Origin of the sequence: Pseudomonas sp. R3-57, assembly GCF_051132065.1 — a bacterium.
In the GTDB taxonomy this organism is placed as follows: Bacteria; Pseudomonadota; Gammaproteobacteria; order Pseudomonadales; family Pseudomonadaceae; genus Aquipseudomonas.
In genome coordinates this window covers 4,322,297-4,347,360 of the sequence record NZ_CP071655.1, presented here as the reverse complement: position 1 = coordinate 4,347,360, position 25,064 = coordinate 4,322,297, and the positions used below count along the sequence as shown (strand labels likewise).

General features: G+C 59.2%; 21 protein-coding genes. 13 read left to right on the top strand and 8 right to left on the bottom strand.

Features of this window, described 5'->3' with window-relative positions:
* Nucleotides 1-46: 46 nt before the first annotated feature.
* The 3 genes from J3P93_RS19515 to gcl all read right to left on the bottom strand — a co-directional run bounded on the left by J3P93_RS19515 (nt 47) and on the right by gcl (nt 3,792).
* Entirely contained in the window at nt 47-940 is an 894-nt protein-coding gene (locus J3P93_RS19515; RefSeq protein ID WP_434590886.1) for a 2-hydroxy-3-oxopropionate reductase, read from the bottom strand.
* Between the two features lie 155 nt (nt 941-1,095).
* Nucleotides 1,096-1,878, bottom strand: coding sequence for a hydroxypyruvate isomerase (gene hyi, locus J3P93_RS19510; RefSeq protein ID WP_434590883.1), 783 nt, complete (start codon nt 1,876-1,878; stop codon nt 1,096-1,098).
* 138 nt (nt 1,879-2,016) lie between these two features.
* Entirely contained in the window at nt 2,017-3,792 is a 1,776-nt protein-coding gene (gene gcl, locus J3P93_RS19505) for a glyoxylate carboligase (protein WP_042607573.1), read from the bottom strand.
* A 268-nt stretch (nt 3,793-4,060) separates the two neighbouring features.
* Between gcl and J3P93_RS19500 the strand changes: the two genes are divergently transcribed.
* Both J3P93_RS19500 and J3P93_RS19495 read left to right on the top strand, forming a co-directional pair.
* Nucleotides 4,061-4,501 (top strand): GlcG/HbpS family heme-binding protein, encoded by a 441-nt coding sequence (locus tag J3P93_RS19500; RefSeq protein WP_434590879.1) that lies wholly within the window; start codon nt 4,061-4,063, stop codon nt 4,499-4,501.
* A gap of 211 nt (nt 4,502-4,712) precedes the next feature.
* Nucleotides 4,713-5,171 carry an REP-associated tyrosine transposase gene (locus tag J3P93_RS19495; protein WP_090282404.1) on the top strand — a complete coding sequence of 153 codons (459 nt, stop codon included), beginning with the start codon at nt 4,713-4,715 and terminating at the stop codon, nt 5,169-5,171.
* A 103-nt stretch (nt 5,172-5,274) separates the two neighbouring features.
* Here the strand turns inward: J3P93_RS19495 and J3P93_RS19490 are convergent, their stop codons facing one another.
* Nucleotides 5,275-5,880, bottom strand: a complete 606-nt coding sequence (locus J3P93_RS19490) for a TetR/AcrR family transcriptional regulator (protein ID WP_090282405.1) — start codon at nt 5,878-5,880, stop codon at nt 5,275-5,277.
* A gap of 135 nt (nt 5,881-6,015) precedes the next feature.
* Between J3P93_RS19490 and J3P93_RS19485 the strand changes: the two genes are divergently transcribed.
* Nucleotides 6,016-6,930 (top strand): DUF808 domain-containing protein, encoded by a 915-nt coding sequence (locus tag J3P93_RS19485; RefSeq protein ID WP_434590875.1) that lies wholly within the window; start codon nt 6,016-6,018, stop codon nt 6,928-6,930.
* 175 nt (nt 6,931-7,105) lie between these two features.
* Here J3P93_RS19485 and J3P93_RS19480 read toward each other — a convergent pair whose 3' ends face one another.
* Both J3P93_RS19480 and J3P93_RS19475 read right to left on the bottom strand, forming a co-directional pair.
* Nucleotides 7,106-7,894: an MlaA family lipoprotein gene (locus tag J3P93_RS19480; protein WP_434590872.1), complete on the bottom strand. Its 789-nt coding sequence runs from the start codon at nt 7,892-7,894 to the stop codon at nt 7,106-7,108.
* Nucleotides 7,887-9,185, bottom strand: a complete 1,299-nt coding sequence (locus J3P93_RS19475; protein ID WP_206414945.1) for a serine/threonine protein kinase — start codon at nt 9,183-9,185, stop codon at nt 7,887-7,889. The genes J3P93_RS19480 and J3P93_RS19475 overlap by 8 nt, the downstream gene beginning before the upstream one ends.
* A 224-nt stretch (nt 9,186-9,409) precedes the next feature.
* Here J3P93_RS19475 and J3P93_RS19470 point away from each other — a divergent pair, with 224 nt between their 5' ends.
* Nucleotides 9,410-9,778 (top strand): hypothetical protein, encoded by a 369-nt coding sequence (locus tag J3P93_RS19470; protein WP_434590868.1) that lies wholly within the window; start codon nt 9,410-9,412, stop codon nt 9,776-9,778.
* 97 nt (nt 9,779-9,875) lie between these two features.
* Here the strand turns inward: J3P93_RS19470 and J3P93_RS19465 are convergent, their stop codons facing one another.
* Nucleotides 9,876-11,471 carry a beta (1-6) glucans synthase gene (locus J3P93_RS19465; protein ID WP_434590865.1) on the bottom strand — a complete coding sequence of 532 codons (1,596 nt, stop codon included), beginning with the start codon at nt 11,469-11,471 and terminating at the stop codon, nt 9,876-9,878.
* Nucleotides 11,472-11,770: 299 nt separating this feature from the next.
* Between J3P93_RS19465 and J3P93_RS19460 the strand changes: the two genes are divergently transcribed.
* The 3 genes from J3P93_RS19460 to J3P93_RS19450 all read left to right on the top strand — a co-directional run bounded on the left by J3P93_RS19460 (nt 11,771) and on the right by J3P93_RS19450 (nt 14,839).
* Nucleotides 11,771-12,622, top strand: coding sequence for a glycine betaine ABC transporter substrate-binding protein (locus tag J3P93_RS19460; RefSeq protein ID WP_090282411.1), 852 nt, complete (start codon nt 11,771-11,773; stop codon nt 12,620-12,622).
* A 250-nt stretch (nt 12,623-12,872) separates the two neighbouring features.
* Nucleotides 12,873-13,184: a DUF485 domain-containing protein gene (locus tag J3P93_RS19455; protein WP_090282412.1), complete on the top strand. Its 312-nt coding sequence runs from the start codon at nt 12,873-12,875 to the stop codon at nt 13,182-13,184.
* On the top strand, nt 13,181-14,839 hold the full coding sequence (locus tag J3P93_RS19450; protein ID WP_042607583.1) for a cation acetate symporter: 1,659 nt from the start codon (nt 13,181-13,183) through the stop codon (nt 14,837-14,839). Before J3P93_RS19455 ends, J3P93_RS19450 begins: the two co-directional genes overlap by 4 nt.
* Before the next feature lie 972 nt (nt 14,840-15,811).
* On the opposite strand, the gene gltA is transcribed toward J3P93_RS19450, so the two are convergent.
* The gene (gene gltA / locus J3P93_RS19445) at nt 15,812-17,101 is read right to left on the bottom strand and encodes a citrate synthase (RefSeq protein ID WP_093103347.1); all 1,290 of its coding nucleotides are present in this window, start codon (nt 17,099-17,101) and stop codon (nt 15,812-15,814) included.
* Between the two features lie 363 nt (nt 17,102-17,464).
* Here gltA and sdhC point away from each other — a divergent pair, with 363 nt between their 5' ends.
* The 6 genes from sdhC to odhB all read left to right on the top strand — a co-directional run bounded on the left by sdhC (nt 17,465) and on the right by odhB (nt 25,047).
* Nucleotides 17,465-17,839, top strand: a complete 375-nt coding sequence (gene sdhC, locus J3P93_RS19440) for a succinate dehydrogenase, cytochrome b556 subunit (protein WP_016773673.1) — start codon at nt 17,465-17,467, stop codon at nt 17,837-17,839.
* Nucleotides 17,833-18,201: a succinate dehydrogenase, hydrophobic membrane anchor protein gene (gene sdhD, locus J3P93_RS19435; RefSeq protein ID WP_056721678.1), complete on the top strand. Its 369-nt coding sequence runs from the start codon at nt 17,833-17,835 to the stop codon at nt 18,199-18,201. The genes sdhC and sdhD overlap by 7 nt, the downstream gene beginning before the upstream one ends.
* Nucleotides 18,202-18,204: 3 nt before the next feature.
* Entirely contained in the window at nt 18,205-19,977 is a 1,773-nt protein-coding gene (gene sdhA, locus J3P93_RS19430; RefSeq protein WP_042607585.1) for a succinate dehydrogenase flavoprotein subunit, read from the top strand.
* Nucleotides 19,978-19,989: 12 nt separating this feature from the next.
* Nucleotides 19,990-20,694: a succinate dehydrogenase iron-sulfur subunit gene (locus J3P93_RS19425; RefSeq protein ID WP_016773675.1), complete on the top strand. Its 705-nt coding sequence runs from the start codon at nt 19,990-19,992 to the stop codon at nt 20,692-20,694.
* A 250-nt stretch (nt 20,695-20,944) separates the two neighbouring features.
* The gene (locus J3P93_RS19420) at nt 20,945-23,776 is read left to right on the top strand and encodes a 2-oxoglutarate dehydrogenase E1 component (RefSeq protein ID WP_434590857.1); all 2,832 of its coding nucleotides are present in this window, start codon (nt 20,945-20,947) and stop codon (nt 23,774-23,776) included.
* A 44-nt stretch (nt 23,777-23,820) separates the two neighbouring features.
* Nucleotides 23,821-25,047 carry a 2-oxoglutarate dehydrogenase complex dihydrolipoyllysine-residue succinyltransferase gene (gene odhB / locus J3P93_RS19415; protein ID WP_090282415.1) on the top strand — a complete coding sequence of 409 codons (1,227 nt, stop codon included), beginning with the start codon at nt 23,821-23,823 and terminating at the stop codon, nt 25,045-25,047.
* The last annotated feature ends 17 nt before the right edge of the window (nt 25,048-25,064 follow it).

Genomic DNA, 25,064 nt, shown 5'->3' with positions numbered 1-25,064 from the left:
GTGAATTCATCGCGAGCAGGCTCACTCTTACAGGATTGATGAAGGCTTATTTGTTGTCGCGAATCGAGAAATTAGCCATGTGTTCCAGGCCCTTGATCAGCGCCGAGTGGTCCCAGTTGCTGCCACCGATGGCCGCGCAGGTGCTGAACACTTGCTGGGCGTTGGCGGTGTTCGGCAGGTTGATGTTCAGTTCCTTGGCGCCTTGCAGGGCCAGGTTCAGGTCCTTCTGGTGCAGGCTGATGCGGAAGCCTGGGTCAAAGGTGCCTTTGATCATGCGCTCGCCGTGCACTTCAAGAATCTTCGAGGAGGCAAAACCACCCATCAGTGCTTCACGCACCTTGGCCGGATCGGCGCCGTTCTTCGAGGCGAACAGCAGCGCTTCCGCCACGGCCTGAATGTTCAGGGCCACAATGATCTGGTTGGCGACCTTGGCGGTCTGACCGTCGCCATTGCCACCGACCAGGGTGATGTTCCTGCCCATGGCCTGGAACAGCGGCAGAGCGCGTTCGAAGGCATCGGCGTCGCCACCGACCATGATGCTCAAGGTTGCGGCTTTGGCGCCGACTTCACCGCCGGACACCGGCGCGTCGAGGTACTGCGCGCCTTTTTCGTTGATCTTCGCCGCGAACGCTTTGGTTGCGGTTGGGGAGATCGAGCTCATGTCGATCACGACTTTGCCTTTGCCGATACCGGCGGCAACGCCGTCGGCACGGAACAGCACGTCATCGACCTGCGGGGTATCCGGGACCATGACGATGATGAATTCAGCTTCCTGCGCCACTTCGCGCGGATTGGCCAGCGCGACGGCACCTGCGGCAACGAGGTCGGCCGGCGCGGCGTCGTGGTGTTGCGACAGGAAGAGACTGTGACCGGCTTTCTGCAGGTTCGCCGCCATTGGGTGGCCCATGATGCCGGTGCCGATGAATCCGATTTTAGCCATGAGAAATTCCTCTTGTTTTTGTCTTGCTCAAGCAAATAGGGGAAGCTGTTGCCTTTATGTAGGCCTTCGCCTGCTCGCGATTCAGGCGCTGAGGTACATCAGGTGTACCGAGGTGAATTCATCGCGAGCAGGCGAAGGCCTACAGGGGATCTGCGTCAGATAGCGTTGTGGGTCTTCAGCCAGCCGAGGCCAGCCTCGGTAGTAGTCAGCGGCTTGTACTCGCAACCGACCCAACCCTGATAACCGATGCGGTCGAGGTGTTCGAACAGGAAGCGGTAGTTGATCTCGCCGGTGCCCGGTTCGTTGCGCCCGGGGTTGTCCGCGAGCTGCACATGGTTGATCTCGCCCAGGTGCGATTGCAGGGTGCGGGCCAGATCGCCTTCCATGATTTGCATGTGATAGATGTCGTATTGCAGGAGCAGATTGGCGCTGCCGACCTGTTCGCGAATCGACAGGGCCTGCGCCGTGTTGTTCAGGTAGAAACCGGGAATGTCGCGGGTGTTGATCGCTTCCATCACCAGTTTGATGCCCACCGCTTGCAGCTTGTCGGCGGCGTATTTGAGGTTGGCGACGAAAGTCTTTTCCACGGTGGCATCGTCGACGCCCTGCGGACGGATACCGGCCAGACAGTTGATCTGGGTGTTGCCGAGTACTTGCGCATAGGCAATCGCCAGATCGACCCCGGCGCGGAACTCTTCGACCCGGTCCGGCAGGCAGGCAATCCCGCGCTCGCCCTTGGCCCAGTCACCGGCCGGCAGGTTGAACAGCACTTGGGTCAGACCGTTGGCATCGAGTTTTGCCTTGATTTCAGCTGAGCTGAAGTCGTACGGGAACAGGTATTCCACACCACTGAAACCGGCCTTGGCGGCGGCGTCGAAACGGGCAAGGAAATCCTGTTCGGTGAATAGCATGGACAGGTTGGCTGCGAAACGCGGCATGGTGGTCTCCCGTTCTAGATTCTCGTTCCCACGCTCTGCGTGGGAATGCCTCATTGGACGCTCTGCGTCCGCTTTGGGACGCGGAGCGTCCCGGGCTGCATTCCCACGCAGAGCGTGGGAACGATCAGCTGTCAGCAGTCAGTCAAGCAACGAAATCGCCGTCGGCGCATCGTTGCCGACCAGTGCCAGGTCTTCAAACTCGTTGACCGCGTTGATCTCGGTGCCCATGGAGATGTTGGTCACACGCTCCAGAATGATCTCGACGATCACCGGCACCTTGAACTCTTCGATCATCTGTTCGGCCTTGCGCAGGGCTGGGGCGATTTCTGATGGTTCGAATACACGCAGTGCTTTACAGCCGAGGCCTTCGGCGACTGCGATGTGGTCTACCCCGTAACCGTTGAGTTCCGGCGCGTTGAGGTTATCGAAGGACAGCTGCACGCAGTAGTCCATTTCGAACCCGCGCTGCGCCTGACGGATCAGCCCCAGGTACGAGTTGTTCACCACGACGTGGATGTACGGCAGTTTGAACTGAGCGCCGACCGCCAGTTCTTCGATCATGAACTGGAAATCATAGTCCCCCGACAGGGCCACGACTTTCCGGTTCGGATCGGCCTTGACCACGCCCAGCGCGGCAGGAATGGTCCAGCCCAGCGGGCCGGCCTGACCACAGTTGATCCAGTGACGCGGCTTGTAGACGTGCAGGAACTGCGCGCCGGCAATCTGCGACAGACCGATGGTGCTGACGTAGCAGGTGTCCTTGCCAAACACCTGGTTCATTTCTTCGTAAACGCGCTGCGGCTTGACCGGCACGTTGTCGAAGTGGGTCTTGCGATGCAGGCTGGCCTTGCGCTGCTGGCAATCCTGCAGCCACGCGCTGCGGTTTTTCAGCTTGCCGGCGGCTTGCCATTCACGGGCGACCTCGATGAACACGGTCAGTGCAGCGGCGGCGTCGGAAACGATGCCCAGATCCGGCGTGAACACGCGGCCGATCTGCGTGCCTTCGATGTCGACGTGAATGAACTTGCGGCCTTCGGTGTAGACGTCGACCGAACCGGTGTGACGGTTGGCCCAACGGTTACCGATACCCAGCACCACGTCGGATTTGAGCATGGTCGCGTTGCCGTAGCGGTGCGATGTCTGCAGACCGACCATGCCGACCATCAGCGGGTGATCGTCGGGAATGGTGCCCCAGCCCATCAGGGTCGGGATGACCGGAATACCGGTCAGCTCGGCGAACTCCACCAGCAGATCGCTGGCATCGGCGTTGATGATGCCACCACCAGCGACCAGCAATGGACGCTCGGCTTGATCAAGCAAAGCCAAAGCCTTCTCGACCTGCACGCGGGTCGCGGTCGGTTTGGCCAATGGCAGCGGCTGATAAGCGTCGATGTCGAATTCGATCTCGGCCATCTGCACGTCGAACGGCAGGTCGATCAGCACCGGGCCTGGGCGGCCGGAGCGCATTTCATAAAAAGCTTTCTGGAACGCGTAAGGCACCTGGCCCGGTTCGAGAACGGTGGTCGCCCACTTGGTCACTGGCTTGACGATGCTGGTGATGTCGACAGCCTGGAAGTCTTCCTTGTGCATACGGGCGCGGGGTGCCTGACCGGTGATGCAAAGGATTGGAATCGAGTCGGCCGAGGCGCTGTAGAGCCCGGTGACCATGTCGGTACCGGCCGGGCCGGATGTACCGATGCACACGCCGATATTGCCGGCCTTGGTGCGGGTGTAGCCCTCGGCCATGTGCGAGGCGCCTTCAACGTGGCGAGCAAGGACGTGATCGATGCCACCGACCTTCTGCAAGGCGGAGTACAGCGGGTTGATCGCTGCGCCCGGGATGCCAAAAGCGGTATCAACCCCTTCACGGCGCATCACCAGAACGGCGGCTTCGATTGCTCTCATTTTGCTCATGGTTTTGTGCCTCTTTACGTTTTGTAATTGTATACAAGTGGCTTTGCGCAGAGTGTATTCACGGCGGACGGCGCAGGTCAATCCATTTTCTCAAGCGCCTGTTTCATTCGTCGGAAGCCCGTCTGAGTGTGGCTTTTCGTCGCATGTGGCGCTTTTCGAGAATTATTGTATACAAAAAAATAACTCATTGTGTTCTATTTGTGGCATCGGACTGCGGCAGAAACGCGCAGCCCCACGACTTTCCCTATAACAAAATGAGGACGGCACCATGAGCGCTTTAACCTTGAAAGTCGCAGTCAACCTGGTCAGCGAAGCCATCAACGCCGGGCGCGGCATCAACGCCGCACCGTTGACCATCGCGGTACTCGATACCGGCGGCCACCTGATCGCCCTGCAACGCGAAGACGGCGCCAGCCTGCTGCGCCCCAGCATCGCCATCGGCAAAGCCTGGGGCGCCATCGCCCTGGGCAAAGGCTCGCGCCTGCTGGCCCAAGACGCCCAACAACGCCCGGCCTTCATTGCCGCCCTCAACAGCATGGGCCAGGGCAGCGTCGTCCCGGCACCGGGTGGGGTGTTGATTCGTGATCAGGCCGGCAATGTGCTGGGGGCGATCGGGATCAGCGGGGATTTGTCGGATGTGGATGAGCAGGTGGCGATCAAAGCGGTGGAGGCGCTGGATTTGAGGGCGGATGGGGGGGTGGTTTCCTGAGTTTGCGTTGACTGAGTTATCGCCATCGCGAGCAGGCTCACTCCTACATTGGGTTTGCGTCAGACACAAAATGTCTGAACGCCACAATCCCCCTGTAGGAGTGAGCCTGCTCGCGATAGCTTTCGCCCAGACACATCCTGCCAACAGTCTCCCGATCCATTTGCCTCCCTCCGGACTAGCCTTTTATGAATTGATCATAGGAGGCAAAGGAATGCCGGATCTACCTGCTGCACATAAATTGCGAGTCGGACGATATGCCGAAGTCAGCCGAATCTATCTGCTGACCAGTAACACTCATCAACGAAGACCGATTTTTACAGATTTTGCCTTGGGTAAACTGGTCGCCGACCAATTCCAGAATGCGCAAGAATCGGGATTGGTAAATTCACTGGCCTGGGTCGTCATGCCGGACCATTTCCACTGGTTGATTGAATTACGAACCGGTTCATTAAGTGAGCTGATGCAAAAAACCAAGTCGCTGAGCACCAGGTCTGTCAGGCAAGCGACTGGTGAAAACGGCATGCTCTGGCAGAGAGGTTTTCATGATCGGGCGCTGCGAAAGGAAGATGACCTGGTGAAAATGGCGCGGTATGTCGTAGCCAACCCATTGCGCGCTGGGCTGGTTGAGAAGCTTGGCGAATATCCGCTTTGGGGGGCGATCTGGGTTTGAGCTGAGACCGCGTCGCCTCGATCGCGAGCGGGCTCACTCCTACATTTTGGAATGCGTTCCCCTGTAGGAGTGAGCCTGCTCGCGATAGCGTCGCTACGGTCTATCAGTCCGGCTCACACCCCTTCAACACCAACCGGATAATCGTCTGCGCGGCCGCTTCATAATCCGCCTCATCCAGCTTGTCTTTCCCGGTGACCGCTGAAATCTGCCAGTCGAAGTCGGCGTAGGTCTGGGTGGCGGCCCAGATGCTGAACATCAGGTGATTGGGATCGATCGGGGCGATCTGGCCGCGGTCGATCCAGCTCTGGATGCAGGCGATGTTGTGCTTGGCCTGGGCGTTCAGTTGTTCGACCAGGTCGGCGTTCAGGTGCGGAGCGCCGTGCATGATTTCGCTGGCGAACACCTTGGAGGCGAAGGGCAGGTCGCGGGAGATGCGGATCTTCGAGCGGATGTAGCCGCTGAGCACTTCGCTCGGCACGCCGTCCGGGTTGAACGGTGTCGAGGCCTGCAGAATCGGCTCGATGATGCTTTCCAGCACCTCGCGGTAGAGGTTTTCCTTGGATTTGAAGTAGTAGTAGACGTTGGGCTTGGGCAATCCCGCCTTGGCGGCGATGTCGCTGGTTTTGGTCGCCGCGAAGCCCTTGTCGGCAAACTCCTCGCTGGCGGCACGCAGGATCAGTTCTTTGTTGCGCTCGCGGATTGTGCTCATAAACCCGGTGGTTCCTTGCCTGTTCTGGCGGTTGCGCATGGTAGCACCGGCCTCGCGCGGCGCTCAACAATGCACCACGCGGCCTGCGGTCGCGTTATGCTTCGCAACATTAATACACAGAAGGAAACAGGATTCATGGCAGGAAGCAGTTTGCTGGTGCTGATCGACGACATCGCCACCGTTCTGGATGACGTGGCGTTGATGACCAAAATGGCCGCCAAGAAGACTGCCGGCGTGCTCGGTGACGATCTGGCGCTCAATGCCCAGCAGGTCTCCGGTGTGCGTGCCGAGCGCGAGATTCCGGTGGTCTGGGCGGTGGCCAAGGGCTCGTTCGTCAACAAACTGATCCTGGTGCCGTCGGCGCTGGCGATCAGTGCGTTCGTGCCGTGGCTGGTCACGCCGTTGTTGATGGTCGGCGGTGCCTATCTGTGCTTCGAGGGCTTCGAAAAACTCGCGCACAAGTTTCTGCACAGCAAGACCGAAGACGAGGCCGAGCATGCGCAGTTGACCGAGGCGGTGGCGGACCCGGCGACCGATCTGGTGGCCTATGAGAAGGACAAGATCAAAGGCGCGATCCGCACCGACTTTATCCTCTCGGCAGAGATCATCGCGATCACCCTCGGTACCGTGGCGGATGCTTCGCTGACTCAGCAGGTGGTTGTCATGTCCGGCATTGCCATCGTCATGACTGTGGGCGTTTACGGGCTGGTGGCGGGTATCGTCAAACTCGACGATCTCGGCTTGTGGCTGACGCAGAAGCCAGGCCAGTTCGCGAAGAAAACCGGCAGCGTCATCCTCAGCGCCGCGCCGTACATGATGAAAACCCTGTCGGTGGTCGGCACGGCGGCGATGTTCCTGGTCGGTGGCGGCATCCTCACCCATGGCGTGCCGGTGGTGCACCACTGGATCGAAGGCGTCGGCGCAGCGGCAGGCAGCGCCGGGTTTGCGGTGCCGATGTTGCTCAATGGCGTCGCGGGGATCATTGCCGGTGCGGTGGTGTTGGCGGTGGTTTCCGTGGTCGGCAAGCTCTGGCGCGCAATCAAAGGCTGAACACTGCCCCCTGTAGGCCTTCGCCTGCTCGCGATAGCGGTGTACCAGAAAAACATTTCTTACCTGACAGACCGCTATCGCGAGCAGGCTCACTCCTACATTTTTGATCGCTGTTGTGTCAGTAAAAAGGGCCATTCAATTTTCACTGAATGGCCCTTTTTTGTACCCGCCGAAATTACTCGGCCACCTGCAACTTGCGCGCCTCGGTATACACGTAACGCACCTTCTCATACTCGAACGGCGAGTTCATCTGGCCGTAGCGGAAGCTGGTCTGGTAGCGCTTGTCGACCGCACGCAACGCCCAGACTTCCGGATGGTTGGAGCTGACTTCCGAGACGTTGAGGAAGTTGATCGCCGATTCGGCGGTGTAGTCCACGGCAAGGCCCGCGGTGTCGCGGATGTTCGACGGGCCGAGGATCGGCAGTACGAAGTAGGCGCCGCCCGGTACACCGTAGAAGCCCAGGGTCTGACCGAAGTCTTCGCTCTGGCGCGGCAGGCCCATGGCGGTGGCCGGGTCCCACAGACCGGCGATCCCGATGGTGGTGTTGAGCAGCAGGCGCGCGGTAGTTTCCATTGAGCGCTGGCCCTTGAACTGCAACAGGCTGTTGACCAGGTTCGGCACGTCGCCAATGTTGTTGAAGAAGTTGCTCACCCCGGTGCGCACGAAGCTTGGGGTGATGTAGCGGTAGCCATCGACCACCGGCAGGAACACCCATTGGTCGAAGCGGTAGTTGAAGTGGTAGACCCGACGGTTCCACGATTCCAGCGGGTCGTAGACGTTCAGCGCGTTGAGCGTCGAACGCTCGAACTCGCGCTGGTCCAGGCCCGCGTTGAATTTCAGTTTGGTCAGCGGTTCCTTGAAACCGTCGCTGTCGACCACTACCGGCGCGTTGGCTTTGCTGTTGTCGGCCTGGGCCACGCCTGCACAGAGGAGCGCTGTAATCAGCAGGAGATATTTAGCCACGGAAGAACTCCAGCATGGCGTCGCTGTTGACGCGATAGTTAAGGTTGCCGCAGTGGCCGCCCAGTGGGTAAACGGTCAGGCGATCACCGAAGGTCTTGCGCAGGAAACCGAGGTCGCCGGGGCCGAGGATCACGTCGTCGGCGTTGTGCATTACGGCAATTTTCGGGCTGGCTTGCAGGTAATCCTTGAGTGCGTACAGGCTGACCTGATCGATCAGTTGCAGCAGGCTGCCGCCGTCGGTGCGCGCGCGCCACATCGGAATGACCTGCTCGGTGATGTAGCAATCGAAATCACATTGCAGCGCACGCTTGAGGAACGGCGTGAGGCTGGTGCCTTCGGTGATCGGGAATTTCGGCGGGGTGATCAGGCCGCGACGGTTGATCAGGTCGGAAGTAAAGGCGATGTCGGCTGCGGAGAAGCGGAACGACGTGCCGATCAGCATCGCCATCTGCTCATTGGTCAGGTGCTGCTTGGACTGTTGGAAGTCATAAAGCAGCGCGTCGTTGAGGTCGATGTAGCCTTTTTGCTGGAAGTAGCGGGTCAGCTTGGTCAGCACCAGTTCATAAAAGGTGGTGCTGCTGTTGATGCCTTTGACTTCGGTCTGCACCAGCTTGTCGAGGTTGGTCACCGAGGTGTACAGGTTGACCGGCGGGTTGAGCAGCAGCACTTTCTTGAAGTTGAAGCTGCGGCGCGTCTCGTCCAGATGTGCGACGAATGCGGCATCGAGGGCGCCGAGGCTGTAGCCGGTGAGGTAGTACTCGGTCACCGGCAGCTTCGGGTTCTGCGCCCGCACGGCCTGCATCACCCGGTACATGTCTTCGGCGTCTTCCTTGGTCACGCCCGGTGTGGCGAAGCGCGAAGCGGCGCTGATGAAATCGAAGCTGGTCGGCGACGACAACTGCACGACGTGGTAGCCGGCCTTGTAATAGAGCTTTTTCAGGTATTCGTTGAGCGTGCTGTCAAAACGCGCACCGGTGCCGGCGATCAGAAAGATCAGCGGTGCCGGTTTGTCTTGCGTGGCAATGCGATAGGTCAGCTTTTTCACCGCCCAGAAATTGTCCGGGAGGATGAACTCGCGTTCCGGGCGCAGGGTGACGCTGCGATCCGACTGATTGATGTCGTCGTCGAGCGGCAATTCAGGGCGCAAATCCGGCGGCGTCGTGGCGATGGTCGCCTCGAACGGATTGGTCAGGGGGTAGCCATAACTGGCGGCGTCGATATCCACCGCCAGTGCGGACGCACTCAAAATAAGGCCGCTGAACAGCGCGGCGAAGCGCAAGGAACGGAGCATGACTAGATCCCTTAGAGGAAGGTGCCGAATGAAGTTCGCAGGCTATGACCACCGCGCTTGCGCCAAAGTGCCATGCTGCGGCACCAAACGGGCGGAATTCGGAGTAATAGTAGCTGGACGATACACTTTGCACGGCCTGAATGAACAGTTAAGTGTTGTTAGCGCTTGCGTATGCAGGGCGGCAGATTAAGCTGGCCGCCGATTTCCGTAGATTGGAGTGCTCCATGTCCCGCCGCTTGCCCGTGATTGTGCTGCTCGTGCTGTTGCCGTTGTGGCTGGCTGCCAGTTATGCCGCGCGTTATGGCTTTATGGAAGACGGCCAGTGGGTCGGCATCTGCGTCGATGAGGCCAGTCGTTGGGAATGCGTGGTGCGCTCCAACCTTGGGTTGATGATTCATTTCAAGGTATTGGGCTGGGCGGCGCTCGCTGCGGCACTGATTGGCTTCGTTGTGCCGGGACGGGCAGGGTGGTGGCTGGCGGTGCTGGCGCTGGTGATCGGTTTGCCGGCGCTGGCGTTGTACAACACCACGTTGGCGGTGTTTGCGGTGGTGATTGGCGGGTTGCGCCTGGTCCGTGAGTCCCGCGGCGCCTGATAGTCAGTCATCGCGAGCAGGCTCACTCCTACAAGGGGTACGCATTCCAATTGTAGGAGTGAGCCTGCTCGCGATGGGACATTTCAGCCAATGAAGCTTAAGTGTTGCGAACCCGCAGGCAGCGCCACAACGCCGCCACCATTAATACACTGACCAACGCCCAACCCCAAGCCTGCTGATTCAACAACCCTTCCTGATACAGCTGCGGCGCAATCCCCGCCCCGACCATGAAGGTCAGCAAGGCAATCTCCCTGCGCGGCACGCTCACCGGCCGGCACACATAAACCAGCGCCGGCAGCACGAACGCCATGCTGGCAAAGCTGCGATAACGCGGATCGAAGACCATTTCCAGCATCATCACCGCCGCGGCAAAACCGGCCGCCGCGACCAGCCAGCCGGCGCGCCGCTCAAGCCAGCCGAACGCACGCCCACGCCAACCCGCGCGCGCACTCAAGGTCAATGCAGCGTGCGTCAACACGAGCAGATTCAACAGCGTCAGCAAGCCGACCCACAACCACTCGCTGGCAAACCGCGTGGTTACTCGTGCCAGATCGCCCCAGGCGCCAATCGAGCAAGCGGCGAGGGCGCCCAGCAGCGGTAACAGCAGCGCCGAGCGCGTGTTCCGAACGCGACCGCCAAGCATCAGTGTGCCGAGAAAAATCAAACCACCAAGCGCCAGCCACTCCTTCCAGTACGGCACATTGCTCACCGGCCCAGCCAGCACGCCTTTATCTTGGCGATCGGCATCGTACAAGCCCCAATAACCGCCGACTGCGCCTTCGCTGCCGCGTTTCCACGGTTGGTCGAACGCTTCGATCAGGTTGTACCGCCAGCCTTCCTTCTCAGCCATCGCCACGAACCCGCGAATGAATTTCGCTTCGTTGACCCGGCTCGGCACGGCGGTCTCACGCTGGCGGCCCTCGCTCGGCCAGCCGGTTTCGCCGATCATCACGTCCTTGGGTGCGAACTTGTTGCCGAACACCTGACGCACATCCGCAACATGCTGCAGGGCAGCGTCGATGTTCGACGGATCATCTTCCCAGTACGGCAATAAATGAATGGTCAGGAAATCCACCGCCGGTGCGACTTCCGGGTGCTTGAGCCAGAATTCCCAGACATCGGCGTAGGTCACCGGTTGCTTGATCTGGCTTTTGACCTTGTTGATCAGCCGGGCCAGTTGCGCGCCAGTCACCTCTTTGCGCAGCAGCGCCTCGTTGCCGACGATAACCGCTGTCACCACGTCGGGATTGGCGTTGGCCGATTGGATCAGCAGATCGACTTCCTTTTCGGTGTCGACCGGGTTGCTGTTGACCCAGGCGCCGATCATCAGTTTCAGCCCGTGCTTGCGCGCCAGCTCCGGTAGCGCTTCGAGGCCGGTCATCGAATAGGTCCGGATGCACTCGAAACGCGTGGCCAGCAACGCGAGGTCGGCGTCCATGCGCTCGGGGCGCAATTTGAACGGCACGTCGAAGGGCGACTGGTCTTTATCGAACGGCGTGTAGGAGGCGCATTGCAGCTTGTGCGTCGGGGTGGCCGCGTCCGGCAGGATCACCGCTTGGCCGAGCCCGAACCAGAAGCCAGCGAGGGCAAACAGGCCGAGCAGGCAGGCGAACAGATAGGGCAGAAAAGGAAAACGGGACATCGCGGTCATGGTCAGGCCGAGTGGCTGCAAAGCGACGCATGTTACCTGCATTTATAGAGGGGTTGGTGCGCCGCATGCTGACGACATGCAAAGTTCGGGCGGATTGTCTGGCGTCAATTATTCAGGCGCGATTAATGGCGTTCTGATGTCGTTTCTCGTTGCCTTGAGGTCGCTGACAGAGCAGGTCGCCTGCGGCGTCAGGTTGATGATCGAAGCGTCAGTACCCTTGGGGAAAAATCGCGCTGATGTTCGATCGAGTGGCGGTGCGGCGTGATGGGGGCGCCGTGCACCATAACAATACGTTGACGATGCCCGGCATCCGTCGGGCGCAGCATTCGGGGAAGTAAACGATGAAGATGCGACGACTTTTAGGCGCAGGTGCCGTGCTGGCGCTTGCGATGAGTTCCAGTTTCGCCAACGCTGAAAAACAGACCCTGAACATCGGTTACGTTGACGGCTGGTCCGACAGCGTCGCGACCACCCATGTGGCGGCCGAAGTGATCAAGCAGAAACTTGGTTACGACGTGAAGCTGCAAGCCGTTGCCACCGGGATCATGTGGCAGGGCGTGGCCACCGGTAAGCTCGACGCCATGCTCTCGGCGTGGCTGCCGGTTACCCACGGCGACTACTGGACCAAGAACAAGGATCAGGTCGTCGATTACGGCCCGAACTTCAAGGATGCGAAAATCGGCCTGATCGTGCCGGAGTACGTCAAAGCCAAATCGATCGAAGACCTGAAAACCGATGACACCTTCAAGAACCGCATCGTCGGGATCGATGCCGGTTCAGGCGTGATGCTCAAGACCGATCAGGCGATCAAGGATTACGGTCTCGACAAGTACAGCCTCAAGGCCAGTTCCGGCGCCGGCATGATTGCCGAGCTGACCCGCGCCGAGAAGAAAAACGAGTCCATCGCCGTCACCGGTTGGGTGCCGCACTGGATGTTCGCCAAGTGGAAACTGCGCTTCCTCGACGACCCGAAAGGTGTGTATGGCCAGGCTGAAACCGTCAACAGCATCGGCAGCAAAGGCCTCGAAGCCAAGGCCCCGGAAGTGGCGAAATTCCTGAAGAACTTCCAGTGGGCGTCGAAAGACGAAATCGGCGAAGTCATGCTGGCGATCCAGGATGGTGCCAAGCCTGATGCAGCGGCCAAGGACTGGGTGGCGAAACACCCGGATCGCGTAGCCGACTGGACCAAATAACAGCAAATAGCTTCGGATCACCGCAAACCCTGTGGGAGCGGGCTTGCCCGCGATAGCGGTCTGTCAGTTGACTAATCAGTTGACTGAAACGACGCCATCGCTGGCAAGCCAGCTCCCACAGGTTTTTGTGTTTGCTTGAAAATGGCGAATACGTCATGGCCATCTACTACTAAGGTCGTCTGGAACCTCTCTCGCAGCCGCATACATTAGCTACGTTCCAACAATAATCTGTGCTGCGAGGATAAAAACAATGAACGACAGCATTTACCTCTCGATTCAAAACAGTCCCCGATTCAAGGAGCTGGTCAAGAAAAGGGAACGATTCGCCTGGATTCTCTCGGCAATCATGCTTGGGCTGTACTCCGCATTCATCCTGCTGATCGCGTACGGGCCGCATGTGCTCGGGGCGAAACTCAGTCCGGAATCTTCGATTACCTGGGGCATCCCGATCGGTGTCGGCCTGATCCTTTCGGCCTTCGTCCTGACCGGCATCTACGTGCGCCGCGCCAATGGCGAGTTCGACGACCTTAACAATGCGATTCTCAAGGAGGCTCAGCAATGATCCGGCGTTTACTTGCTCTCTTAAGCGTTGCCGCGTTCGCGCCCGGTGCCTGGGCCGCTGACGCCCTGACCGGCGCCGTGGCCAAGCAACCGCTGAACATCCCGGCGATCCTGATGTTCGTGGCCTTCGTCGGCGCGACGCTGTACATCACCTACTGGGCTTCGAAGAAAAACAACTCGGCCGCCGATTATTACGCGGCGGGCGGCAAGATCACCGGTTTCCAGAACGGTCTGGCGATTGCCGGTGACTACATGTCGGCGGCGTCCTTCCTGGGGATTTCCGCGCTGGTGTTCACCTCCGGCTACGATGGCCTGATCTACTCGATCGGCTTCCTGGTGGGCTGGCCGATCATCCTGTTCCTGATCGCCGAACGTCTGCGTAACCTGGGTAAATACACCTTTGCCGACGTGGCGTCCTACCGTCTCGGGCAAACCCAGATTCGCACCCTGTCTGCCTGCGGTTCGCTGGTGGTGGTGGCGTTCTACCTGATCGCGCAAATGGTTGGTGCCGGCAAGCTGATCCAGCTGCTGTTCGGCCTTGATTACCACGTTGCGGTGATCCTGGTCGGTGTGCTGATGTGCATGTACGTGCTGTTCGGCGGCATGCTGGCGACCACTTGGGTGCAGATCATCAAGGCTGTGCTGCTGCTGTCCGGTGCCTCGTTCATGGCGCTGATGGTCATGAAGCACGTTGGCTTCGATTTCAACACGCTGTTCTCCGAAGCGATCAAGGTGCACGCCAAGGGCGAAGCGATCATGAGCCCGGGCGGCCTGGTCAAGGATCCGATCTCGGCATTCTCGCTGGGTCTGGCGCTGATGTTCGGCACCGCGGGCCTGCCGCACATTCTGATGCGCTTCTTCACCGTGAGTGACGCGAAAGAAGCCCGCAAGAGCGTGCTCTATGCGACCGGTTTCATCGGCTACTTCTACATCCTGACCTTCATCATCGGCTTTGGCGCGATCCTGCTGGTCAGCACCAACCCTGCCTTTAAAGACGCAGCGGGCGCCTTGCTTGGTGGCAACAACATGGCGGCGGTGCACCTGGCCAACGCGGTCGGTGGCAGCATTTTCCTCGGCTTCATCTCGGCGGTAGCGTTTGCGACGATTCTTGCGGTGGTGGCTGGCCTGACGCTGGCCGGTGCTTCGGCGGTGTCCCATGACCTGTATGCCAGTGTGATCAAGAAGGGCAAGGCCAACGAGAAGGATGAGATTCGCGTGTCGAAGATCACCACCATCGCTCTGGCGGTGCTGGCGATCGGTCTGGGCATTCTGTTCGAAAGCCAGAACATTGCGTTCATGGTTGGCCTGGCGTTCTCGATCGCGGCGAGCTGCAACTTCCCGGTGCTGCTGCTTTCGATGTACTGGAAGAAGCTGACTACGCGCGGTGCGATGATTGGCGGCTGGTTGGGGTTGATCAGTGCGGTCGGCTTGATGATTCTTGGCCCGACCATCTGGGTGCAGATTCTGCATCATGAGAAGGCGATCTTCCCGTATGAGTACCCGGCGCTGTTTTCGATGATCATTGCTTTTATCGGGATCTGGTTCTTCTCGATCACTGACAAGTCGGCGGCAGCGGACAACGAGCGGGCGCTGTTCTTCCCGCAGTTTGTGCGGTCGCAGACTGGGTTGGGGGCGAGTGGGGCGGTTTCGCACTAATATTTGCTTGTGGTTTCTTGTATGAGAAAGCGCCCTGATTGAGAAATCGGGGCGTTTTTTTTGTGGGCGGTTATCGGGTGGTTTCGGGTGAATATCCGTTGCTGCGGGTGCTGCTTCTGGCGGTTTCGCCCTTACGGCGAGTCCCTTTTTCAGACGCCAAGGAACCAAAAGGCTTTGCTCCTACGTACGGCCCTCGCAAGCTCGGGTCCCTTCGCTGCGGGATCGATCCGGGCGCAGCGGCTACGGCTTGCTGCGCTGCACCTCCTTCCGCTGTGTCTGGCTGCGCCAGACGGTCGCTGCGCTCCCACGCCCGGATCAATCCCTCCACTCAGCCTTCCGATGTCGCTGGTTAGGCAAGATCAAGAGCACTCGAGCTAACGCTCATTGTTGAGTGGTGAGAAGCGTCGTATGGCTTGGGATTGGTGCTCACCCCAGCCCTCTCCCCGAGGAGAGGGAGCCGATTTGTGAGCTGTTCAAAACTTGTGTTCGACTTGGTATTTCAGATCGGCGTAGCCCTAGCATCCCCCACGGTCAGTCCCCTCTCCCTCCGGGAGAGGGCTAGGGTGAGGGGCTTTTGATTTTGACCTGGCTTTTGATTTTGCTCTGGCTCTTGATCTTTTGCCCCTTCGGAAGGCTGAGTGAAGGGATTGATCCGGGCGTGGGAGCGTAGCGACCGTACGACGAAGTCGTACACAGCGGAAGTAGGTGCAGCGCAGCAAACCGTAGCCGCTGCGCCCGGATCGATTCCGTAACGAAGGAACCCCGAGCCCCAGCGAGGGGCCGAACGCCGGGGCAAAGCCTTTTGCTTACTTTTCGGCGTCTGGAAAAGTGAGTCGCTGTAAGAGCGAAACCGCCAGCGGCAACACCCGCAGCAACGGATATGCCCAAAAATCTACAAAATCCCAAACAAAAACGGCCTCTATATAAGAGGCCGTTCCTGACACACCACTAAACCATCAAAACAGGAAAACCTTACTTACGGTCTTCCAGCTTGATGATGTCACGCGACTCGTAACCGGTGTACAGCTGGCGCGGACGGCCAATCTTGTACGGGCTCGAGAGCATTTCCTTCCAGTGCGAAATCCAGCCGACAGTACGTGCCAGGGCGAAGATCACGGTGAACATGCTGGTTGGAATGCCGATCGCCTTGAGGATGATCCCCGAGTAGAAGTCGACGTTCGGGTACAGCGAGCGTTCGATGAAGTACGGGTCGGTCAGGGCGATCTCTTCCAGGCGCATGGCCAGTTCGAGTTGCGGATCGTTGTTGATGCCCAGTTCCTTCAATACTTCGTCGCAGGTCTGCTTCATTACAGTCGCGCGAGGGTCGCGGTTCTTGTAGACGCGGTGGCCGAAGCCCATCAGCTTGAACGGATCGTTCTTGTCCTTGGCCTTGGCGATGAATTTGTCGATGTTCGAGACATCGCCGATTTCATCGAGCATGGTCAGTACGGCTTCGTTCGCACCGCCGTGGGCAGGGCCCCACAGTGCGGCGATACCGGCGGCGATACAGGCGAACGGGTTGGCACCCGAAGAGCCGGCCAGACGCACGGTAGAGGTCGACGCGTTCTGCTCGTGGTCGGCGTGGAGGATGAAGATCCGGTCCATGGCCTTGGCGAGTACCGGGCTGATCGGTTTGATCTCGCACGGGGTGTTGAACATCATGTGCAGGAAGTTTTCCGCGTACGTCAGGTCGTTGCGCGGGTACATCATGGGTTGGCCCATGGAGTACTTGTAAACCATCGCTGCCAGGGTCGGCATCTTGGCAACCAGACGGATCGCGGAGATTTCGCGATGCTGCGGGTTATTGATGTCCAGGGAGTCGTGGTAGAAGGCCGAGAGGGCGCCGACTACACCGCACATGACGGCCATCGGGTGGGCGTCGCGACGGAAACCGTTGAAGAAGGTTTTCAGCTGCTCGTGAACCATGGTGTGGTTTTTCACGGTGCTGACGAACTGGGCCTTCTGTTCTGCCGTCGGCAATTCGCCGTTGAGCAGCAGGTAGCAGGTTTCCAGGTAGTCCGACTTTTCAGCCAGCTGTTCGATCGGGTAGCCGCGGTGCAGCAGAATGCCGTTGTCGCCGTCGATATAGGTGATTTTCGACTCGCACGAGGCGGTCGACATGAAACCCGGGTCGAACGTGAAGCGGCCCGTGGCCGTCAGGCTCCGAACATCGATTACATCGGGACCAACGGTGCCGGTTAAAATGGGCAGCTCGACGGGGGCTGCGCCCTCGATGATCAACTGCGCTTTTTTGTCAGCCATGTGGCCTCCTATTTATGCTTGAACCATCAGACAGACCCCCCACGCAGGGCCCGCACCACTATAGTGAGATAAATTCGAATGTCAATTTGCCTAAAGTCTTGCTCCAGAAGGCTTTAAGCGCACTTTTTCCTCGAAATTGACTGCCATTTACGCCTTTTATGCGACTTGTGCAATCCGCTATTGGGGGTAGGTGAACGCGTTGTCATTAGTAGCCTAACTGTCTATACTCGGCCACCGACCGCCAAGGGCTTTTGGGCTTGCTTTCATTGGGGGTCGCATCCCTGGGTGGTGGTTACCTGACCAGTGCACTCCCCAACAACTTTGCCCTGATTGTTAGGGGCTCTTCAGTGTGAAAAAAAAGCCGTGAAAAGCCAACGACCTGTAAACCTAGACCTAAGGACCATCAAACTCCCAGTCACTGCTTACACGTCCATTCTTCACCGTATCTCCGGTGTCATCCTCTTCGTGTGCCTTGCCATCATGCTTTATGCATTGGACAAGTCGCTGAGCTCCGAGGAAGGCTTCGGTCAGGTGAAAGCGTGTCTGACCAGTCCGCTAGCCAAGCTAGTGATTTGGGGCATCCTGTCCGCTCTGCTGTATCACCTGGTAGCCGGTGTGCGCCACTTGATCATGGACATGGGCATCGGTGAGACGCTGGAAGGCGGCAAGCTGGGCTCGAAAATCGTTATCGCCGTTTCCGTGGTGGTAATCGTTCTGGCAGGAGTCTGGATATGGTAACTAACGTCACTAACCTGTCGCGTTCGGGCCTCTATGACTGGATGGCGCAACGTGTGTCTGCGGTCGTTCTCGCGGCTTACTTCATTTTCCTGATCGGATACATCGTCGCCAACCCTGGCCTCGATTACGCCCAGTGGCATGAACTGTTCGCCCACAACGGAATGCGTATTTTCAGCCTGCTGGCCCTTGTTGCACTCGGCGCTCACGCCTGGGTCGGCATGTGGACCATCGCGACCGACTACCTGACGCCAATGGCGTTCGGCAAGTCCGCAACGGCAATACGTTTCCTTTTCCAGGCAGTTTGCGGCGTTGCGATGTTCGCTTACTTCGTCTGGGGTGTGCAGATTCTCTGGGGTATCTGAGTCATGGCTAACATTCCAACGATTTCTTTCGACGCCATCATTATTGGTGGTGGCGGTGCCGGCATGCGCGCTGCGCTGCAGCTGGCGCAGGGCGGGCACAAGACTGCGGTGATCACCAAGGTTTTCCCGACCCGTTCGCACACTGTATCCGCCCAGGGCGGCATCACCTGCGCAATCGCGTCCGCTGACCCGAACGATGACTGGCGCTGGCACATGTACGATACCGTCAAGGGTTCCGACTACATCGGTGACCAGGACGCGATCGAATACATGTGTCAGGAAGGCCCGGCTGCGGTGTTCGAGCTGGACCACATGGGTCTGCCGTTCTCGCGTACCGAGCAAGGCCGTATCTACCAGCGTCCGTTCGGCGGCCAGTCCAAGGACTACGGCAAGGGCGGTCAGGCTGCACGGACTTGCGCCGCTTCCGACCGTACCGGTCACGCGCTGCTGCACACTCTTTATCAGGGGAACCTGAAGGCCGGCACCACGTTCCTCAACGAGTACTACGCTGTCGATCTGGTGAAAAACCAGGAAGGCGAATTCGTCGGTGTGATCGCGATCTGCATCGAAACCGGCGAAACCTCGTACATCCGCGCCAAGGCCACCGTATTGGCCACTGGCGGTGCAGGCCGTATCTACGCCTCCACCACCAACGCCCTGATCAACACCGGCGACGGCGTTGGCATGGCCCTGCGTGCCGGCGTGCCGGTGCAGGACATCGAAATGTGGCAGTTCCACCCGACCGGCATCGCCGGCGCCGGTGTACTGGTGACCGAAGGTTGCCGTGGTGAAGGTGGTTACCTGATCAACAAGCACGGCGAGCGTTTCATGGAGCGTTATGCTCCGAACGCCAAAGACCTTGCCGGTCGTGACGTGGTTGCCCGTTCGATGGTTAAGGAAATCATCGCCGGCAACGGTTGCGGTCCGAATGGCGACCACGTAATGCTCAAACTCGACCACCTGGGCGAGGAAGTGCTGCACAGCCGTCTACCAGGCATCTGCGAACTGTCGAAGACGTTCGCACACGTTGACCCGGTGGTTGCGCCGGTTCCGGTTGTTCCGACCTGCCACTACATGATGGGCGGCGTTGCCACCAACATTCATGGCCAGGCGATCACCCAGAACGCCGAAGGTCAGGATCAGATCATTCCTGGCCTGTTCGCGGTCGGTGAAGTGGCTTGCGTATCGGTTCACGGTGCCAACCGTCTGGGCGGCAACTCGCTGCTCGACCTGGTGGTATTCGGTCGCGCTGCCGGCCTGCACCTGGAAAAGGCCCTGACCGACGGCATCGAATACGACGACGCTACCGAGTCCGACATCGAAGCTGCCCTGTCGCGCCTGAACGCACTGAACAACCGTACCGACGGTGAAGACGTTGCAACCCTGCGTCGCGAGCTGCAAAGCTGCATGCAGAACTACTTCGGCGTATTCCGTACCGGCGAATACATGCAGAAAGGCATCGCTCAGCTTGCTGACCTGCGTGCCCGCATCGCCAACGTGAAGATCAACGACAAGTCGCAGGCGTTCAACACTGCACGAATCGAAGCGCTGGAGCTGCAAAACCTGCTGGAAGTGGCTGAAGCTACCGCCATCGCGGCCGAAGTACGTAAAGAGTCCCGCGGCGCGCACGCCCGTGAAGACTTCGAAGACCGTGACGACGAAAACTGGCTGTGCCACACCCTGTACTTCCCGGGTGACAAGCGCGTCACCAAGCGTGCCGTCAACTTCTCGCCGAAGACTGTTCCGACTTTCGAACCTAAAGTCCGGACTTATTAAGGGGTGACCGCCATGTTGCAAGTCAGTGTTTATCGCTACAACCCTGATCAGGACGCTGCGCCGTTCATGCAGGATTTCCAGGTCGATACCGGTGGTAAAGACCTGATGGTGCTCGACGTGCTGGCCCTGATCAAAGAGCAGGACGAAGGTTTCTCCTATCGTCGCTCTTGCCGTGAAGGCGTCTGCGGCTCCGACGGCATGAACATCAACGGCAAGAACGGCCTGGCGTGCATCACGCCGCTGTCCGCCGTTGTAAAAGGTAACAAGTTGATCGTTCGCCCACTGCCAGGTCTGCCGGTTATCCGTGACCTGGTCGTCGATATGAGCATCTTCTACAAGCAATACGAGAAGGTGAAGCCTTACCTGCAGAACGACACGCCGGCTCCGGCCATCGAACGTCTGCAGTCGCCGGAAGAACGTGAAAAGCTCGACGGTCTGTACGAGTGCATCCTGTGCGCCTGCTGCTCGACTTCGTGCCCATCGTTCTGGTGGAACCCTGACAAGTTCCTCGGTCCTGCTGCACTGCTGCAAGCCTACCGCTTCCTGGCTGACAGCCGTGACACCAAGACCAGCGAGCGTCTGGCTTCGCTCGATGACCCGTTCAGCGTTTTCCGCTGCCGGGGCATCATGAACTGCGTCAACGTATGTCCGAAAGGCCTGAACCCGACTAAGGCCATCGGTCACATCCGTAACATGCTGCTCTCGAGCGGCGTGTGATTCAGCTGCTGTAACGTTGCACCGTAGAGGCTGTGGCGCGGGCTTCAACCCGCGTCATGGCTATAACCAGAGCAGTAGCCACAAGCTGCCGCTCTTATTTTGAAGAAATGAGACAAGCAGGGGCATCCGGGCTGGTACCCGGACTATCAGTGTGATCCTAAGTGGCTTGTTTTAGTCGCTGCATTCGGACTTCTGCAAGTTTGCTCGGTGTCGACGCCGATGGTGTTCCCCTAACCGAGGGTGACCAAGCATGCAAGAAAGCGTGATGCAGCGCATGTGGAACAGCGCCTACCTTTCAGGTGGAAACGCTGCCTATGTGGAAGAGCTTTATGAGCTCTACCTGCACGACCCTAACGCTGTGCCAGAAGAGTGGCGCACCTACTTTCAGAAGTTGCCAGCCGACGGCAACTCTGCCACTGATGTTTCGCACTCCACGATTCGCGATCATTTCGTACTGCTGGCAAAGAACCAGCGCCGCGCCCAACCGGTTTCCGCCGGCAGCGTGAGCAGTGAGCACGAGAAGAAGCAAGTTGAAGTGTTGCGATTGATCCAGGCCTACCGTATGCGTGGCCACCAGGCAGCCCAGCTTGACCCGCTGGGGCTGTGGCAGCGTCCTGCACCTGCAGACCTGTCGATCAATCATTACGGCTTGACCAATGCCGATCTTGATACGACCTTCCGTGCCGGCGACCTGTTCATCGGCAAAGAGGAAGCGAGCCTACGCGATATTCACGAAGCGTTGCAGCAGACATATTGCCGCACCATCGGCGCTGAATTTACGCACATCACCGATTCCGAGCAGCGCCAGTGGTTCCAGCAGCGTCTGGAAAGCGTGCGTGGTCGTCCGACGTACTCCGCCGACATCAAGAGCCACCTGCTTGAGCGCGTGACCGCCGGTGAAGGCCTGGAAAAATACCTCGGTACCAAATACCCGGGCACCAAGCGTTTCGGTCTGGAAGGCGGCGAAAGCCTGATTCCGATGCTCGACGAACTGATCCAGCGTTCCGGCTCGTACGGCACCAAGGAAGTCGTCATCGGCATGGCCCACCGTGGCCGTCTGAACGTGCTGGTCAACACCTTCGGCAAAAACCCGCGCGAGCTGTTCGACGAGTTCGAAGGCAAGAAGAAGGTCGAGCTGGGTTCCGGTGACGTGAAATATCACCAGGGCTTCTCGTCCAACGTGATGACCGCCGGCGGTGAAGTTCACCTGGCCATGGCGTTCAACCCGTCCCACCTGGAAATCGTTTCTCCGGTGGTCGAAGGTTCGGTGCGTGCCCGTCAGGACCGTCGTAACGACGCGACCGGCGAGAAAGTGCTGCCGATCTCCATCCACGGTGACGCGGCTTTCGCCGGTCAGGGCGTGGTCATGGAAACCTTCCAGATGTCGCAGACCCGCGGTTTCAAGACCGGCGGTACCGTGCACATCGTGATCAACAACCAGGTCGGTTTCACCATCAGCAACCCGCTGGACTCGCGTTCCACCGAGTACGCCACCGACGTTGCCAAGATGATCCAGGCGCCGATCCTCCATGTGAATGGCGATGATCCGGAGGCCGTGCTGTTCGTAACCCAGCTCGCCATCGACTACCGCATGCAGTTCAAGCGTGACGTGGTGATCGATCTGGTCTGCTACCGTCGTCGCGGCCACAACGAGGCCGACGAGCCAAGCGGCACCCAGCCACTGATGTATCAGCAGATCACCAAGCAGCGCACTACCCGTGAGCTGTACGCCGATCGTCTGACCCAGGCCGGTGTCCTCGACGCTGAACGTGTTCAGGCCAAGGTCGACGAATACCGCAACGCGCTGGACAACGGTCTGCACGTGGTGAAATCGCTGGTCAAAGAGCCGAACAAAGAGCTGTTCGTCGACTGGCGTCCGTATCTGGGCCATGCCTGGACCGCGCGTCACGACACGCGTTTCGATCTGAAGACCCTGCAAGAGCTGTCCGCCAAGCTGCTGGAAATTCCGGAAGGCTTCGTGGTTCAGCGTCAGGTTGCGAAGATCTACGAAGACCGTCAGAAGATGCAAGCCGGCGGCCTGCCGATCAACTGGGGTTACGCCGAAACAATGGCGTACGCGACCCTGGCGTTCGAAGGTCACCCGATTCGCATGACCGGTCAGGACATCGGCCGCGGTACGTTCTCGCACCGTCACGCTGTGCTGCACAACCAGAAAGACGCAGGCACCTACATTCCGCTGCAGAACCTGTACGACGGTCAGCCACGCTTTGACCTGTACGACTCGTTCCTCTCGGAAGAAGCGGTACTGGCCTTCGAATACGGTTACTCGACCACCACGCCAAATGCGCTGGTGATCTGGGAAGCCCAGTTCGGCGACTTCGCCAACGGTGCGCAGGTCGTGATCGACCAGTTCATCACCAGCGGCGAGCACAAGTGGGGCCGTCTCTGCGGTCTGACCATGTTGCTGCCACACGGTTATGAAGGTCAGGGCCCTGAGCACAGCTCGGCACGTCTTGAGCGTTACCTGCAGCTGTGCGCCGAGCACAACATTCAGGTGTGCATGCCGACCACGCCGGCACAGATCTACCACTTGCTGCGCCGTCAGGTGATTCGCCCGCTGCGCAAGCCGCTGGTCGTGCTGACGCCGAAGTCGCTGCTGCGCCACAAGCTGGCCATCTCGACGCTGGAAGATCTGGCCGAAGGCTCGTTCCAGACCGTGATCCCGGAAATCGACGCACTGGACCCGAAAAAGGTCGAGCGCGTGGTTCTGTGCAGCGGCAAGGTCTACTACGACCTGCTGGAAAAACGCCGTGCCGAAGGCCGCGAAGATATCGCCATCGTGCGTATCGAGCAGCTGTATCCGTTCCCTGAGGACGACTTGAAGGAAGTCCTGGCTCCGTACACCAACGTCAAGCATGCCGTTTGGTGTCAGGAAGAGCCGATGAACCAGGGTGCCTGGTACTGCAGCCAGCATCACTTGCGTCGCAGCATCGCAAACCTCGACAAGACTCTCGTACTTGAGTACGCGGGCCGTGAGGCTTCGGCTGCACCTGCTTGTGGTTACGCATCGATGCACGCCGAGCAGCAGGAAAAACTGCTGCAAGACGCGTTTACCGTTTAACGCCTTCGCGCTGACTGAAACCGAATTTTAAGGACCCACAGATAATGGCTATCGAAATCAAAGCCCCGTCATTCCCGGAATCGGTTGCCGATGGCACCGTTGCCACCTGGCACAAGAAACCAGGCGAGGCCGTCAAGCGTGACGACCTGATCGTCGACATCGAGACCGACAAGGTCGTGCTGGAAGTGTTGGCCGAAGCTGACGGCGTACTGGGCGCAATCGTTGCTGAAGAAGGCGCTACCGTTCTGTCGAACCAGGTTCTGGGCTCGATCGAAGAGGGCAGCGCTGCTGCCGCTGCTCCAGCCGCTGCCGCTGCTCCGGCCGCTACTGCCGCTGCCGCACCGGCTGCTGCCGATGGCGAAGACGACCCGATCGCGGCTCCCGCTGCACGCAAGCTGGCTGAAGAGAACGGCATCAACATCGCTTCCGTTGCCGGCACCGGCAAGGGCGGTCGTGTGACCAAGGAAGACGTGGTTGCCGCTGTTGCCGCGAAGAAAGCCGCTCCGGCTGCCGCGCCTGCCAAGGCTGCTGCTCCTTCGGCCGCTGCTCCAGTGTTCGCCGCTGGCGACCGCGTCGAGAAGCGTGTACCGATGACCCGCGTACGTGCCACCGTGGCCAAGCGTCTGGTTGAAGCACAGTCGAACATGGCCATGCTGACCACCTTCAACGAAGTCGACATGACCGAAGTCATGGCCCTGCGTTCGAAGTACAAGGACCTGTTCGAGAAGTCCCACAATGGTGTGCGCCTGGGCTTCATGTCGTTCTTCGTCAAAGCAGCTACCGAGGCGCTGAAGCGCTTCCCGGCTGTCAACGCGTCGATCGACGGCGGCGACATCGTTTACCACGGCTACGCGGACATCGGCGTTGCCGTTTCCAGCGACCGTGGCCTGGTTGTTCCGGTTCTACGTAACGCCGAGCTGATGAGCCTGGCGGAAATCGAAGGCGGCATCGCCACGTTCGGCAAGAAAGCCCGTGACGGCAAACTGTCGATGGACGAGATGACCGGTGGTACCTTCACCATCACCAACGGTGGTACCTTCGGTTCGATGATGTCGACGCCGATCGTCAACCCGCCGCAGGCAGCGATTCTGGGCATGCACAACATCATCCAGCGTCCTATGGCCATCAACGGTCAGGTCGTGATCCGTCCGATGATGTACCTGGCACTGTCCTACGATCACCGTCTGATCGATGGCAAAGAAGCTGTGACCTTCCTGGTGACCATCAAGAACCTGCTGGAAGATCCGGCTCGTCTGTTGCTGGATATCTAAGAAACAGCTGCAAGCTT